Origin of the sequence: Microbacterium zouquanmingi, from assembly GCF_052266675.1 — a bacterium.
Lineage (GTDB): Bacteria > Actinomycetota > Actinomycetes > Actinomycetales > Microbacteriaceae > Microbacterium.
Map to the genome: position 1 here is coordinate 545,965 of NZ_JBQPRA010000001.1, position 14,963 is coordinate 560,927.

At 64.3% G+C, this 14,963-nt stretch carries 14 protein-coding genes, 1 tRNA gene and 1 pseudogene; 9 read left to right on the forward strand and 7 right to left on the reverse strand.

What is annotated here, in order from left to right; translation table 11 throughout:
- Positions 1-15 precede the first annotated feature (15 nt).
- From ACTU6V_RS02675 to ACTU6V_RS02685, 3 genes are read left to right on the forward strand one after another with little or no spacing between them, the layout of a single operon-like run.
- On the forward strand, positions 16-948 hold the full coding sequence (locus tag ACTU6V_RS02675; RefSeq protein ID WP_443474860.1) for an FAD-dependent oxidoreductase: 933 nt from the start codon (positions 16-18) through the stop codon (positions 946-948).
- Entirely contained in the window at positions 949-2,982 is a 2,034-nt protein-coding gene (locus ACTU6V_RS02680) for a hydantoinase/oxoprolinase family protein (protein ID WP_443474861.1), read from the forward strand.
- On the forward strand, positions 2,979-4,589 hold the full coding sequence (locus ACTU6V_RS02685; RefSeq protein ID WP_443474862.1) for a hydantoinase B/oxoprolinase family protein: 1,611 nt from the start codon (positions 2,979-2,981) through the stop codon (positions 4,587-4,589). Before ACTU6V_RS02680 ends, ACTU6V_RS02685 begins: the two co-directional genes overlap by 4 nt.
- Positions 4,590-4,775: 186 nt before the next feature.
- Here the strand turns inward: ACTU6V_RS02685 and ACTU6V_RS02690 are convergent, their stop codons facing one another.
- The 3 genes from ACTU6V_RS02690 to fdhA all read right to left on the reverse strand — a co-directional run bounded on the left by ACTU6V_RS02690 (position 4,776) and on the right by fdhA (position 7,346).
- Positions 4,776-5,603: a helix-turn-helix transcriptional regulator gene (locus ACTU6V_RS02690; protein WP_443474863.1), complete on the reverse strand. Its 828-nt coding sequence runs from the start codon at positions 5,601-5,603 to the stop codon at positions 4,776-4,778.
- Between the two features lie 59 nt (positions 5,604-5,662).
- Positions 5,663-6,064: a GlcG/HbpS family heme-binding protein gene (locus tag ACTU6V_RS02695; protein ID WP_443474864.1), complete on the reverse strand. Its 402-nt coding sequence runs from the start codon at positions 6,062-6,064 to the stop codon at positions 5,663-5,665.
- 61 nt (positions 6,065-6,125) lie between these two features.
- Complete coding sequence (gene fdhA / locus ACTU6V_RS02700) at positions 6,126-7,346, reverse strand: formaldehyde dehydrogenase, glutathione-independent (RefSeq protein ID WP_443474865.1); 1,221 nt, start codon at positions 7,344-7,346, stop codon at positions 6,126-6,128.
- Positions 7,347-7,463: 117 nt separating this feature from the next.
- Between fdhA and ACTU6V_RS02705 the strand changes: the two genes are divergently transcribed.
- The 3 genes and pseudogenes from ACTU6V_RS02705 to ACTU6V_RS02715 all read left to right on the forward strand — a co-directional run.
- Positions 7,464-7,874, forward strand: coding sequence for a hypothetical protein (locus ACTU6V_RS02705; protein WP_443474866.1), 411 nt, complete (start codon positions 7,464-7,466; stop codon positions 7,872-7,874).
- 132 nt (positions 7,875-8,006) lie between these two features.
- Positions 8,007-8,438 (forward strand): hypothetical protein, encoded by a 432-nt coding sequence (locus ACTU6V_RS02710; protein ID WP_443474867.1) that lies wholly within the window; start codon positions 8,007-8,009, stop codon positions 8,436-8,438.
- A pseudogene (locus tag ACTU6V_RS02715) lies at positions 8,398-9,018 on the forward strand (integrase core domain-containing protein); the annotation flags it as partial. The gene ACTU6V_RS02710 and the pseudogene ACTU6V_RS02715, both read left to right, overlap by 41 nt.
- Before the next feature lie 320 nt (positions 9,019-9,338).
- Here the strand turns inward: ACTU6V_RS02715 and ACTU6V_RS02720 are convergent.
- Positions 9,339-9,409 (reverse strand) — tRNA-Gly (locus ACTU6V_RS02720).
- A gap of 87 nt (positions 9,410-9,496) precedes the next feature.
- Positions 9,497-10,720, reverse strand: coding sequence for an NAD(P)/FAD-dependent oxidoreductase (locus ACTU6V_RS02725; protein ID WP_443474868.1), 1,224 nt, complete (start codon positions 10,718-10,720; stop codon positions 9,497-9,499).
- Positions 10,721-10,796: 76 nt separating this feature from the next.
- Here ACTU6V_RS02725 and dcd point away from each other — a divergent pair, with 76 nt between their 5' ends.
- The 3 genes from dcd to ACTU6V_RS02740 all read left to right on the forward strand — a co-directional run bounded on the left by dcd (position 10,797) and on the right by ACTU6V_RS02740 (position 12,545).
- A complete protein-coding gene (dcd, locus tag ACTU6V_RS02730) occupies positions 10,797-11,402 on the forward strand; it encodes a dCTP deaminase (protein WP_443468449.1) in 606 nt (201 codons plus the stop codon).
- 40 nt (positions 11,403-11,442) lie between these two features.
- The gene (locus tag ACTU6V_RS02735; protein ID WP_443474869.1) at positions 11,443-12,027 is read left to right on the forward strand and encodes a hypothetical protein; all 585 of its coding nucleotides are present in this window, start codon (positions 11,443-11,445) and stop codon (positions 12,025-12,027) included.
- A gap of 320 nt (positions 12,028-12,347) precedes the next feature.
- Complete coding sequence (locus ACTU6V_RS02740; protein WP_443474870.1) at positions 12,348-12,545, forward strand: MarR family winged helix-turn-helix transcriptional regulator; 198 nt, start codon at positions 12,348-12,350, stop codon at positions 12,543-12,545.
- A 1-nt stretch (position 12,546) separates the two neighbouring features.
- Here the strand turns inward: ACTU6V_RS02740 and ACTU6V_RS02745 are convergent, their stop codons facing one another.
- Together ACTU6V_RS02745 and ACTU6V_RS02750 are read right to left on the reverse strand one after the other, a co-directional pair.
- Entirely contained in the window at positions 12,547-13,956 is a 1,410-nt protein-coding gene (locus ACTU6V_RS02745) for an MFS transporter (RefSeq protein ID WP_443474871.1), read from the reverse strand.
- Positions 13,957-14,037: 81 nt separating this feature from the next.
- Complete coding sequence (locus ACTU6V_RS02750) at positions 14,038-14,889, reverse strand: serine protein kinase RIO (RefSeq protein WP_443474872.1); 852 nt, start codon at positions 14,887-14,889, stop codon at positions 14,038-14,040.
- Between the last annotated feature and the right edge of the window lie 74 nt (positions 14,890-14,963).

A 14,963-nucleotide genomic window follows, 5' to 3' on the forward strand; every position in this document is an offset into this window, starting at 1 on the left:
GAGGTCGGAGGGGAAATGCGATCGGAAACCGTGACTGTCATCGGAGCGGGCATTATCGGACTCACGTGCGCCTCATTGCTCGTGGAAAGGGGCCACCGGGTTTCGATTATCGCTGAGCACATCGAGCAGACCACTTCTACGGTTGCCGCCTCCGTGTGGTCACTGCCGTTCGTGGAACAAAGTGCCCGGGTGAGGGCGTGGGCGACCGCGACAAGAGATCGGTTCCGTATGGAGACGGATCCAGCGGCCGGCATGCGCGAGGTCGAGATGGTGACGTTTGCCGTGTCGCCGTACGCGCCCGATCCTTGGGTTAACAGCTTCACTCCTCGACTCCGCATTGCAGATGAGGCGTTGCTGCCTGAGGGATACCGCTTTGGGTCGATCACGAGGACCACTCTCATTGACACAAGTCGTTATCTGACATGGTTGCGGGGGCGGCTGGAATCGCTGGGGGTCATCCTGCAAAAGAAGTTCGTGTCGTCTCTCTCCGACCTACCCGGCAAGGGGACGGTGGTGGTCGCAACCGGGCACGGATCTCGCGCGTTGGCTGGCGACGAACTGGTTACCGGCATGGGCACGACGGTCATTCGCCTCGCCAACCCGGGTCTTGATCGCGTCACTGTCGTCCGCGACGGTGAGCAATCTCCGCTCTTCATCGTTCCGCGCTTCGACGACGTCATCGTCGGCGGTCACAGCTCAGCGGGACGCGCGTCGACGATGGATATCGATCGTGTGCTTCGCCGAGCAGCGATCGTGGAGCCGCGTCTCGGAGGGGCCCACATACAGTCCGTAGAGCATGGCGTGCGGCCGCTTCGGCCGACGATCCGCGTTGAGGCGGACATGTTGGGTGACCGTAGAGTCGTCTACTGCTACGGGCACGGCGGCGCAGGAGTCGCGACGAGCTGGGGCAGCGCGATGGCTGCCATCGATCTGGTAGAGGGAGACTGAGTGACTCACGTTGTCGCCGTCGATATTGGCGGAACCCACACGGATTCGGTACTGCTCCGCTCAGACGGAGCGCTATTCATCAGCAAGGTCAAATCGACGCCGCAGGATCCTGGGCTCGCGATGATGACTGCACTTGACGGCCTGATCGATCAGTCGGGCGTGGAAATAGAGGACATCGGGACGCTCGTGCACGGCACCACGGTCGTGACGAATGCCGTGATCCTGGGCAGCTACGCCCGCGTCGGACTCATCGTGACAGAAGGATTCGAAGACATCCTTGAGATCGGAACGCAACAACGATCCGACCTCTACGACCCCTGGCGACCGAAGACGAAACCCCTTGTTTCGCGGGGCTTGGTGATGGGCTGCGGCGGACGAATTTCTTCCGAGGGGCTGATCATCGATGACCTTGACGAAGAGGCGATTCGCGCAGCCGCGCAGATGTTCCGAGGTAATGTCGATGCTGTTGCGGTTGCCTTCCTGTTCTCCTTCGCCAACCCGGCACATGAGAAACGCGTCGCTGAGATTCTGAGTGAGAATCTTCCGGGTGTGCCCGTCTCGCTCTCTTGTGAGGTGGCTCCCGAATTCCGTGAATACCCCCGCACGTCGACGACTGTCTTGAACGCCGCGCTGCTCCCACACGCCGGCGGATACATCCAAAGACTCGATCGTCGCTTGAATGATCGCGGGTTTCGCGGAGCGTTTCAGCTCATGACATCTACCGGTGGGGTCATTCCCGCGAAGTCCGCGATGAAGTTCCCCGTCACGCTCCTGGTCTCGGGGCCGGCGGGAGCGGCGGTGGCGGCGGCCGAGATCGGGACGCGAATCGGCCACACCGATCTGGTCATGCTCGATGTCGGTGGTACAAGTTCAGATATAGCTTTGATCACTCCGGCCGGCCCCAAGCGGCGCTATCGGGGAGAGGTTGCGGGAATGCCTGTGGCGCTGCCACAGATCGATGTGATTCCTATCGGTGCTGGCGGAGGTTCGATTGCTCGCGTCGATGAGTTCGGCTCACTCTCGGTAGGGCCGGAGAGCGTTGGCGCCGATCCCGGACCCGCCGCGTATGGCACTGGTAAGCGCCCCGCGCTCACCGATGCACACCTCGTTCGAGGCTCCCTGGACTCTGCCGGCCTCCTCGGCGGCGCTCTCCCTTTGGATGTCGAGAACGCGCGGCTGGCAATCGATACAGAGGTGGCGGCGGCCCTCACATTGACACCCGAACAGGCTGCGGTGGCGAGCATCCGAATTGCGAATGGAAAGATGGCAGACACAATTCGAGCCGTCACCTTCGCGCAGGGCATCGATATTCGTGCACTCTCGCTCATGGCTTTTGGTGGCGCTGGGCCTCTGCATGCCTGCGAGCTTGCCGAAGAGCTCGGAGTTGACTGCGTTATCGTTCCTCGCTACCCCGGCCTGACCTCGGCGCTAGGGCTCTTAATGGGTGAGGGGCGATATGAAGTGAGCCGAACGTACATTGCGCCGCTGGAGACGATGGATGCTGGAGAGCTCAGGCCGATTCTCGATGTGATGGCAGCCGATGCCTCTGCTCAGCTGAGGGGAACGGACTACGAGATGGTCCTCACCACGCATCTGGATGTCGATATGAGATACCAGGGCCAGGCATACGAACTGACAATTCCTGCGCGTGAGGGAATCGCGCTCTCCGCGGACAGCAGAAACGAGCTGGAGGCCAGCTTCGTAGCCGCTCACCAAGCCGCCTTCGGACACTCGTGGAACGACGAGCCCATTGAACTCGTCACCCTTCGCGTCCGCGCTATCTCGGGCCGTTCGGGCATCGGCTGGAGCGGGGACTCGCGTACGGTGCATGAATCGGTGCCACCGCGCACCCGCCTCGGCACCGACCAGTTCGGAAAGCCGACTGCATACGCAGTCCTTGCCCGTGAAGACGTGCAAGCCGGCCTTCATGGGCCAGCCCTCATTGAACAGACGGACGCTACAACCCTTCTGCCCGAAGGGTGGCACGTCGAGCGCAACCACGGGCTTGCGATGATCATTCGAAGGAGTTCATGATGCGTGTCAAGGATCCCGTACTCCGGGAACTGCTCTGGAACGGGTTCGAGACCATCGTCGGCGAGATGTCCTCGGTTCTGCAGCGGAGCGCGTTTTCGCCGATGATCCGCGAAATGCTCGACTTCTCCTGCGGCTTCCTCGACCCCCGGGGGCGGCTGATCGCGGATTCCCACCTGATCCCGGCGCAAGCAGGGACGCTCGAGTTTGCGTTGCAGGGAGCGCTAGCGCGCTTCCCGGAAGTGAGCGAAGGTGACGTCGTCGTCACCAATGACCCCTACTCTGGCGCAACCCATCTTCCTGACGTTGAGGTCTTTTCGCCCGTATTCCTGGACGGAGTGCTTCTGGGCTACGTCGCGACGGTTGCCCATCACGTCGACATCGGCGGCCTCTCGGCTCGAAATCGAGGGAACATCGGCTTGGCGGGCTCTGCTAGCCGAGACCTATTCGAAGAGGGCCTTCAGATCCCCCCGGTCAAGCTGGTGGATGCAGGGGTCCCGAATGCCGCTCTCTGGGACATGATCCTGCGCAATGTCCGCGACCCGGCCTCTGTGAAGGCCGACCTGACAGCGCAGATATCCTCGTGCAGTCGCGGAGCGGAACGCATCCAGGAGTTGGCACAGAGGTACTCACGGGAGGCATTCCTCGACAGTTGTTCGGATCTGATTGACGACACCTCTGCTCGTGCCGAGGCTCTGCTGCGAACCTGGCCGGGCCATACCGTAACTGCGGCCGTAGACCTGGATGGCGATGGGCTCAACTACGGCCAGCCGCTCCACGTGGAAGCCGCCGTGACCGTTCAAGACGGACGACTGCTGGTAGATCTGTCCGAATCTTCACTCGAGACGGCGGGCACGTTCAACGTGCCCTGGTCGAGCACGTACTCAAGCCTCTACTATGCACTTCGCTGCTTCCTGGGGCCAACGATTCGGCAGAACCACGGGTACATGAAGCACGTGCAGGCGATCGCCCCCGAAGGCTCACTGTTCCGTCCACATCGCCCGGCCGCGGTCCTGTCACGGCACATGCCAGTTCAAGCACTCACCGATGCGGTCTTCCGTGCTTTGAGCGAACTCATTCCTGAGCGAGCAATCGCGGCGAGCCATGTCTCGTTTCCCGTCCTCCTCGCACGTGCCGTGGACCCTCGAAACGGCAGGCAGAAGACCTTGATGGATACCGTCGGCGGAGGTGGGGGCGCCAGAGCCCACTCCAGCGGGGATGACGGCATCGATTCCTATACATCCAACTGTGCGCTCATCCCTGCGGAAGTCATCGAAATCGAGTATCCGTGGCGCGTGCGGAGCTCTGCGTTGATCGAGGGCAGCGGAGGGGCGGGACGTCATCCGGGAGGCCGGGCGGTCAGCCGTGAGTATGAACTTCTCTCGGACAACGCCAGTGGTCGGGTATCCGCTGAACAGCGTCAGCAGTCCCATACGCCCAAGGGGATTCTGGGCGGCGAGAACGGCGAGCCCGCAGATATATCGATCAAGCGCATCGGTGATGGCGGCTGGGAGTCGCTACCTTTCGGCGTCACCACATTCACACTCGCGCGAGGCGACCGAATCCGACTTACGGCGGCTGGGGGCGGGGGCCTCGGCGAATCGCATTAGGGTGCGCGGCGTCGGTTGCGGGCTGAGACCTATGAGCAGAGCGGTCATAAGCCCGGCCTTGCGGCGGATGCTGCGGCAACGAACTCGGCTAGGTCGACGAACTGGTCAGCGTCGTCAATTGGCGCGGTGATACGGTGCTCGGTCTCGCTCGTCGCTTGAAACCAGCCCGATCATAGATGTTGCTCCTCAGCGAGACAGCGCCAGTGCGGTGAGCTCTGCGCGCGTGCTGGCGCCGACCTTCCGCAGCAGATTAGACACGTGGAACTTAACCGTGTTGGCACTGATTCCGAGTTGAACGGCTATGGCCTGGTTTCTCTCTCCGGTGGTGACAAGACGCAGCACCTCATACTCGCGTGCAGTGAGGGACGCCCCGTCAGCGAGCAGTTTGATGTCAGAACGAGGGTTCAGAGGAAGTCGCACATCCACCGAGGAGCCCCACCCTGGGGTGGCGTCGACGCTCAGAACACCATCCAATTCGGTGACGCGCTCAGCGATCGGCCGGAGTGAATCATCGTGCACGGTCAGCGTGCCTCGCCCGTCATCGCGGATGCTGACCAGAAGGTTCAGCCCGTCGCAGTCCCACTGGACTCGAACACGGTGCGCATCGCCACCGTCGACCAGCCCCAGGATGGTGTTTCGCACGATTGCTCGCGCTGCGTGGGCGACCTCGCTGGGCAGCGCCCTTCCGGTGGCTGGCGGTTCGATGAACTGAATCTCCAGCGAGCCGAAACGCTCCAGCGGGCGAAGGTCACTCCGCAGCCGAGCGAATGCTCCGACAACCGGTTCGAGGATGGAACTTCGCTGTTCGTCAGCCTCGGTCCGAAGTCGCACCAACGCGGACGCAGCCGTGTCTATCGCGGATGACCGCGCCGAGCGGTCGTCAAGGCGGGAAGACCGCAGGATCGCCAGAAGCGATTCGAGCTCGAGGGCATGGCGATCGGCCTGATCCGCCACCGTCCGATCGAGATCGACTAGTAGCCTGCGTGACCCGGGGGAAGCATCTTCGCTGTCCATAACGCCAACCTACCCGAGAGCTCCCCACCCGTCCGGGCGGGGAGCTCTCGGCATAGCGTTTACAGCGCTGCCGCACCTGCTTCGGCGACCGAGTGGTCCTGCTCACCGGAGCCGCCGCTGACGCCCACCGCGCCCACGACTTCGCCATCGCGCAGGAGCGGAATGCCGCCCGCGAAGATCGCCACCTTTCCGCCGTTCGTGTTCTGGATGCCGAAGAACTGCTGGGTCGGCTGGGAGTTATCGCCCAGGTCCTTGGTCGTGATGTCGAAGGCCCTCGAGGTCCAGGCCTTGTTGATTGAGATGTTCACGCTGCCGAGCCAGGCGCCGTCCTGTCGGACGTGCGCGACGAGATTGCCGCCGGAGTCGACGACGGCGACGTTCATGGGCTGGCCGATCTCGGTGGCCTTCTTCTCAGCGGCTGCGATGACGCGACGTGCGTCTTCAAGGTTGACAGTGGTCATGATTACTCCTTGCTTCTTCCCGGCTCTGCCGGGACTTGATCAGAACTTGGTCAGAACTCGGTCAGGCAGTGATGTACCCGTTGGGGTTCAGCACGTACTTCGTGGCGGCCCCCGCATCGAACTCGGCGTAGCCCCGGGGCGCCTCATCCAGCGTGATCGGCTTGGCATTGACTGCGGTGGCGATGTGCGCCTTGTCATGCAGGATCGCCATCATGAGCTGTCGGTTGTATTTCATAACCGGGCACTGTCCGGTGGTGAACGACAGCGACTTCGCCCAGCCGGTACCGAGGCTGATTGAGAGCGATCCGACTTTGGCGGCGTCGTCGACGGCGCCGGGATCTCCTGTGACATAGAGACCGGGGATGCCGATCGCGCCGCCAGCGCCCGTCACATCCATGAGCGAGTTGAGCACGGTGGCCGGAGCTTCCTTCGCCTTTGCGCCATGGCCTTCGCTGCGCGCCTCGAAGCCGACGGCATCGACCGCGGCATCCACCTCTGGCACGCCCAAGAGTTGGTCGAGCTGATCGGGCACGGACTCTGCACCAACATTGATCGTCTCGCAACCGAAACTGCGCGCCTGCGCGAGGCGCTCCTCGTTCAGATCGCCGACGACCACCACCGCCGCGCCGAGAAGCTGTGCACCGACCGCGGCCGCGAGGCCGACCGGGCCGGCACCCGCGATGTACACCGTGGAACCCACGCCCACTCCGGCGGTGACAGCGCCGTGAAAGCCCGTCGGGAAGATGTCGGACAGCATCGTCAGGTCGAGGATCTTCTCCAGAGCCTGGTCGCGGTCCGGGAACTTCAACAGGTTCCAGTCTGCGTACGGCACGAGCACGAATTCTGCCTGACCGCCGACCCATCCGCCCATGTCGACGTAACCGTAGGCGCTGCCGGGCCGATCGGGATTGACATTCAGGCAGATGCCGGTCTTCCCCTCCTTGCAGTTGCGACAGCGACCACACGAGATGTTGAAGGGCACCGAGACGATATCGCCGACCTTGATGAACTCCACATCTGGGCCTGTCTCCACCACCTCGCCGGTGATCTCGTGGCCGAGCACCAGGCCTGCGGGAGCCGTTGTGCGCCCACGCACCATGTGCTGATCCGACCCGCAGATGTTCGTCGCGACGGTGCGGAGGATGACGCCGTGCGGAATCTTTCGGCCAATATTCGCCGGGTTCACCCCTGGGCCGTCATGAAGCTCGAAGTCAGGGTAATCCGTATTGATCACCTTCACGACGCCGGGACCTTCATAGGCGACCGCTCTGTTTCCAGACATCTTCGTCCTTCCTCTCGGGCGGAGGATCTCCGCACTTCCCAGACTGGCCCGGCCGCGCAGTCGGCGATACTCCCTCTCGAGCTGTTTGTGCCTACCCGATCAGGTAGGGTCCGACGTTTGTCACGCGTACGACGACGCCAGCGGTGCTGCGAACAGTTCTTCGGCATCGCGCTCGACTCGTTGCCGTATGAATCAGTCGCAGACGTTGACGCAGTCTCGATGCAGCAGCTCGATGCCCTGCGGGTTCGCGAAGATGTCGACGATCTGCGGCAGATCCTCGTGGCGTTTAATCTGCGCTTGTCAATCGGGCTCGGGGTGTTGGCCGTTGTCAGCGCCATCGTTCCTTACGCGACGATCCCGATGGAGATCTGGCTACACCGCAAGGGGTGGCTCAAGGGTGACTGGCGCCTCGAAGAGAGCGACCACCCGCAGGATCGCACCTGGTACGACCGGACGATGCGCTGGTTCCTGCGCCGGGCATGGTTCTGGTGCTGCTCATCGTCGTCACTGTGGTCGCGCCCTATGTAATCCTGCTCACGGCCGGTCCTCCCGGCGGAAAGTAGGCTTACGGGGCTTCGACCACGATGCAGTTCTTCGACATCACTTCATTGGCATGGTGTCAACATCCGTGCCGACGCATGTCACGCGAACATGAACCGAATGGTCGACGGCGGCAAATGCGCGCGCCGCGATGAAGCACCCGTCATTGACGGTGTAAGAGAACTAACGAAGGTCCAGGCGCGCACCGCGATCGACGCCGAGGAAGAAGTATCCGTCGTACACCAGGAGGCCGAGCTCGCCCGGATCTTTATCCAGCTGCGCTGCGATCAAGGCATCGGTCGCCTCACGGTCATTCATGACGCCAGCATCGCCGAGCAGACCGCCGCGGAATGCTGCTGTGCAGGACTGGTCAGCGTGGCATATGTCCATCGCCCGGGTGCGGCTGCCTCGGCGAAGGTCAGCGACAGCATTGTTTCCGCGTTCGAGGTCGAGCCTGGGGCAGTAACCGTGGTCGAATCTCGATCCGGTGTCGGTGCGGTGCGGTCTGAACACCGGGGTGCGAGTGCGCAAGCAGAAACCGGTGCGCTATGAACACGAGCACCCCGGCGATCTGGTCCACATCGATGTGAAGAAGCTCGGTCGTATCCCTGATGGCGGTGGGCACCGAACTCTGGGCCGCTCAGCCGGCAAAAGGAAGAGCCGGGCCGGTTTCGGATACTCGTTCCTGCACTCCGCGATCGACGACCACTCGAGGGTGGTCTACTCCGAGATCCTCGACGATGAGAAGAAAGACACCGCCGCCGGGTTCTGGACCCGCGCGAACGCGTTCTACGCCGGTCTGGGAATCACCGCGCTCCGCGTCCTCGCCGACAACGGCGCCTGCTACCGCTCACACGTGTTCAACAACACGCTCGGCGAGGGCGTGAAGCACAAGTTCACCCGCCCCTGCCCGCAGACGAACGGGAAGATCGAACGCTTCCACCGCACCCTCGCGTTCGAATGGGCCTACGCCCGCCACTACGAATCCGACGCCGCCCGAGCCTCCACCTACCAGGCCTGGATTCACAGATACAATCACCGCTGACCCCATACCGCTCTCGGAGGCCGCTCACCCATCGACCGCGTCCACAACGTCAATGGGAAGAACCACGAGATCACGAACCACTCCTAATATTTCGCATCCGGTCGGGGACATGGAAGCGTGTGCGGTGGCAGTCCATTCCTGCGCCGAATCGTTGAAGATCGTTCCCATTGGCAGCGAAGTGTCCGGAGAGTCCCGAGAACCACGATTCTGCTGGGACATCGCGTGCGTCCAGTGCGTGACGAGTACGGCTTGCGGACGTCGAACTTCCGCACGATCGCTCGCAACCGGAAGGCGCCAAGCCGCGACGGTGTCATCCACACGAGTGCCCTGAACGCTGTCGCACCACCCTGCTAAAGATGGCGCATCTAGTTTGCGAATGTCTCAAGTAGATCGAGAACTGACAACGGAGGGACTGACGGGAATCGAACCCGCGCTATCTGCTTGGGAAGCAGAAGTTCTACCATTGAACTACAGTCCCGCAGCCTTGCGGCGCCTGGCCAGCATAACAAAAGTTGATCGGCTTGCCCGACACTTCGACAGGTTCAGCGACCGGGCGGCGGGTGCGTCAGCGCAGTGGATCGAACGCGGCGATCGCAGGATGGATCTTCCCCGTCACGATCTGCTCTGCGAGCATCTTTCCGGTTGCCGGTCCTAGCACGATGCCCCACATGCCGTGCCCACCTGCGACATAGACGCCGGGAGCGCGAGTCGCACCGATCAGCGGTAGCCCGTCGGGCGTGACCGGCCGCGAGCCGACCCACTCGTCCTGGCGTACGTCGAGATCGATGCCGCGGAACATCTGCCGCGCCTGATTGATGATGGCCTGGATTCGCCGCGGCTGCGACGGTTCGTCAGGCCCGCGGAACTCCATGGTCCCCGCGATCCGGAACCGCCCCTGATACGGCGTGCAGGCGATGCGCTGCATCGGCAGGTAGACCGGATGCTCCGCCTTCTGCGCGGTCTCGACAGTGAAGGAGTACCCTCGCCCCGCTTGCACAGGCATCCGCACGCCGAGCTTGCGCGCGAGCTTCGGCATCCAGGCACCCGTGGCGATGACGACGGAATCGGCGGACAGGCGCTCGCCGCTGGAAAGGGTGACGCTGGCTGAGCTGCCACCGCCGACCGAGGCGACCTCGGCGCCAGTGCGCAGCGTCGCGCCGCGCGCGACGACCGCATCCGCGAGGGCCTGCACGAATGGGGCGGGCTCGAGAAACCGCTGTCCTTCCAGCCGGTAGGCGACGGTCACGGCGTCCGAGAGCATCGGGGCGAGCTCTTGAGGGGAGTCGAGCCGTTCGAGTAGAGCATCCTGTCCGTGCCTGATCACTCCGTCGATCTCGCGGAGGAATCCTCTGGCGTGCGCTTCCGCCGCGAAGCCCACGACGAAAGGGCCTTCTCTGGTCCACGAGTCCACGCCGCCGTCGGTGAGTTCGTCGAAGCACTCGAGGGCGAGCTTGTCGATCGGAGTGAGTGCGGCCATCGTCCGATCCCATGCGCGGGTCGTGCCGTGCGCGGCGAATCTGGCGAGGAACCCCCAGAGCTTCGGATCCATCCGGAAGGGCACATGCAGCGCAGCATCCGGATCGATCAGCGCCTTCGGCCCGTAGGTCCACAGGCTCGGATCGGCGAGCGGGATCGTCTTGCTCGGTGTGAGCCAGCCCGCGTTTCCCCATGACGAACCGGCGGCGACGTCGGTGCGATCGAGGACCGTCACCTCGACGCCGTGCTCCTGAAGATGCCACGCTGTCGCGAGCCCGACCATGCCCGCGCCGACGACGATCGAGTGCGCCATTGCCACCTCCGTGTAGTCAACTGAGTCCAGGATGCCAGACGCATCAGCGCCGCGGCCGATGCCATACGCTGGTTGCGTGCTTCTCAGTGATCGCGACATCAAGGCAGAACTCGCATCCGGCCGGATCGGGCTGGACCCGCACGAGCCCGAGATGATTCAGCCCTCGAGCATCGACGTGCGTCTGGACCGGTACTTCCGCCTCTTCGACAACCACAAGTACCCGTTCATCGACCCTGCCGAGGACCAGCCTGAGCTCACCCGCCTCATCGAGGTGAAGCCCGACGAGCCGTTCATCCTGCATCCGGGGGAGTTCGCGCTCGGTGCCACCTTCGAGCAGGTCAGTCTTGCCGACGACGTCGCCGCGCGCCTCGAGGGCAAGTCGTCGCTCGGACGCCTCGGCCTCATCACGCACTCCACCGCGGGCTTCATCGACCCAGGCTTCACCGGTCACGTCACCCTCGAGCTCGCGAACGTGGCGACGCTGCCGATCAAGCTCTGGCCCGGAATGAAGATCGGGCAGCTCTGCTTCTTCCGCCTGACGTCTCCTGCCGAGAACCCCTACGGCTCCGGCCCGTACGGCAACCGCTATCAGGGGCAGCGCGGGCCGACGGCATCCCGGTCGTTCCAGAACTTCCACCGCACCGACGTCGGAAACACCGATGTCGGGTCGCTCGGCGGATGACCCGGCGCGCTTCGCCGCGCCCGCACGTAGTATCGAGAGCGTGAGCGGCGAAAACACGGAGAACCCGCAGAACCCAGGGGCGGATGCCGCCTCCGATGCGCCAGCGTACGGTGGTGAGCCCTCGACGCCCACCCTGGCACCCACCACGACGCCAGGTGTGGAAGCATTCGAGGTCCCGGCGCCGGAGACCGTCACCGCTCCCGACGCCGACGCGGCGATCGAAGAGTTCGAAGTGCCGCCGCCACCCGCGTTCGCCGCCGCGCCGCCGCTGTCCAGCCCAGAGCCGGTCATCCCGCCCGCACCGTCCGAGAGCGTCGGACCGGATGCGGCCGCTCCTGCGCTCCGGCAGCGCAGGACCTGGGCGCCGGATGACACGTGGTCCTCAGCGTCCGCCCACAAGCAGGAGGTTGTGCCCCCGACCGCTGCGCAGAAGGCCGAGTCGCGCGCTGCTGCGTCGCGCGCCGCGACGGCTCGCGATGAAGCGACCCGGAACTACGTCAGCCCGGCTGCCGGCGGAACGGCAGGGCAGAGCTACCGCGGCTGGACGATCGCGATCTACGGCGGGCTTGCCGTGCTGTTCTTCGGTGCGATCGGATTCATGGTGGTCTCGGGCCTTCCGGGCTGATGTCGCCGGCGTAGCTCAGCGCGGCCGGAAGGCCCGGCCACGGAAGACGCGGCCATGGAAGAACACTTTCGCGCGTCGCAGGCGCTCGCCACCGACGAAACTGTTCTCGGCTGGCTCTGGTTCTCGACGCGCGCGGGGACGCCCACTCGAACGGTCAGCGGAGATGAAAAACGTCGGTTGCGCATGGGTGCAACCGACGTTTTTCATCTAGCCCGCGTGCTTCGCCTGGCCCGCGTGGTGCGGATCAGTGGCGCCGCGTCTGCCACTTCCGTGCTCGTGCCCGCGCGTCACGTCTTGTGCAGCAGGGCGTTCAGCACGGAATGGTGCAGCGCGAGGCCGACCCCGATGATGCGCGTCGCACGCGCATCGTGCTCACTGAAGAAGGTCGTCGCATCGGTCGCGGCATACTCGGCGAGCAGCGTGAAGTGCTCTCGAAAGCGCTCGATTCGTTCACCGACGACGAGGCGCGCGAGCTCGCCCGCCTGCTCGGCAAGCTCGCCGATAACTGGACGAAGTGAGTCAGCCCACCCGCTGCGACTTCACGGGCAGCAACAGGAAGAATCCGAGCATCAGCACGAGGATGATGCCGAGGATGCCGTACGCCGTGTCGTGCGTGAGCACGATGAGCAGTGTCCAGGCCCCTGCGGCCATCCAGCTCGCCGCGCGACCGGTCGTCGCGTAGAGGCCGAAGATCTCCCCCTCGCGTCCTGCCGGGGTGACGCGAGCGAGGAACGACCGCGATGCCGCCTGCGCGGGCCCGACGAAAGCGCACAGCAGCAGTCCGCCGATCCAGAACACGATCGTTCCGGCATCCACGAGGAAGAAGACTGCGAGGCCTGCCATCACCATCGCGGCCAGCGCGAAGAGAATGATGCGCTTCGGGCCGAACCGGTCATCGAGGCGTCCGGCGAGGATCGTCGAGACACCCGCGATGAGGTTCGCCGCGATGCCGAAGATCGCGAGCTCGAGGAACTCGAAGCCGAACACCTGCCCGGCGATGATCGCGCCGAAGGCGAAGATGCCGCCCAGCCCGTCTCGGAACACGGCACTGGAGAGCAGGAACCAGAACGTCGGCCGGGTCTCAGGGGAGCGGTACAGCCCGAGGACGTCCTTCACGAGCAGCACGTACGACCTGAAGAACCCGACTCGGCGCTCGGGGCGCCCCATCGAGGGCTCCGGAACATTCAGGAAGATCGGGATGCTGAAGATGATCGCCCATACCGCACAGCCCACGGCGATCAGGCGGAACGGCAGGCCGCCCTCGTCGGAGATGCCGAACCAGTTCAGCGCGTAGAAGACGATGACGATGATGAGGGCGACGACCCCACCGATGTAGCCGAAGCCCCAGCCGAGTCCGGAGATCTTGCCGACGGTCTTCGGATTCGCGATGCCGACGAGCATGGCGTTGGAGTTCACTGCGGCGATCTCGCCGAACACTGCTCCCGCCGAGATCAGCACGACGCCCAGCCAGAACAGTGTGGGAGTCGGCTCGACGAACCACAGCCCGAACATGCAGAGGATGAGCGCGCCGGTGCCGATGCCGAGCCAGAGCTTCTGGCGGCCCGCGGCATCCGCACGCTGTCCGAGCACCGGCGCGAGCAGCAGAATCGCGAAGGCGGCGATCGTCGAGCCGAGCCCGAGACCAGAGGCCAGGTCGGCCTCGGCCGCCTTGCGGATCGCGTCGCCTTTGTCGAGTGCGGCGATCTCGGGAGGCAGGAACTGCGAGGTCGTCAGATAGAGGGCCGTGAAGATGAACGTCAGAATGACGGTGTTGAACGGCTGCGTCGCCCAGTCCCACAGTGCCCATGAGTAGATCTGTTTCTTCGGCGCCTCGGTCTCACCGCGCAGCTCCAGGCCGACGACCCCGACCGCGCCGCTGTTCGCTGTCGCCTCAGGGCGCGGAACGCGGGGATCCTCAGATGCACTCATGCTCGCAGTCTGGCCGGATCTGGTGAACGGCGGGTTGCGGCGCGCCGGGCGCGCCGCACAGCTCGCGCGGCGCGCTCTCACTCACGCGTACGACGAGGCCACCAGCTCTGCGAACAGCGCTTCGGCGTCGCACTCGACCCGGTGCCTTGTGAACCAGTCGCAGATGTTCACGCAGTCGCGATGCAGCAGATCGAGTCCCTGCGGGTTCACGATGACATCGACGATCTGCGGCAGGTCGATCACCCGCACGCGGCCCCCGTGCACCAGCAGGTTGTACGGCGACAGGTCGCCATGCGCGAAGCCTGCGCCCGCGAAGATGCGCATGATCTCGACGATCTGCGCGTAATAGTCCGCCAGCGTCCGCCGATCCTCGCGCACCTGCGCAAGGCGCGGAGCGGCCGAGGCATCCGTACCGATGAACTCCATCAGCACTTCGGTGCCGTTCACCTGCACGGGATACGGCACCGGCGCACCCAATTGCCACATGCGCGTCAGTGCCTCGAACTCCGCGAACGACCATTCGGCTGCCGCCACTTCGCGGCCGAAAGCCGTCTTGCCCGCGACGGCACGCGCGGCGCGGGAGTCGGTCACTTTTCGGCCCTCGGTGTACATGCCGGAGCGACGGAACGATCGATGCTCGGGACTGCGGTAGCGCTTCGCCGCGAGCAGGGTGCGCTGGAATGGGTCGTCGGGGACGGCGCGTTCGATGAGGAACACGTCCGCCTCCTTGCCGGTCTTGAGCACGCCGAGTTCGGTGTCGAGTGCGCCGGCCGAGGTCACGACCCAGCTCGGCCAGGGCACAGGTCCGCGCTCGGTCGGGGTGATCGTCGGCCATGTGGACCAGCGTTGGTCTTCGCCGGGCTCGACGTCGGCGAACGAGAGATTCTCGTTGAAGAAGAAGGATGCGTCGGTGGACGCAGAAGGATCAGTCACGGTGGTTGCTCCGGAAGGGAGACCACGCGCAGATCAGTAGCGGGCGGCCTCGAGAAGAAGATGTTCGGCGAGAG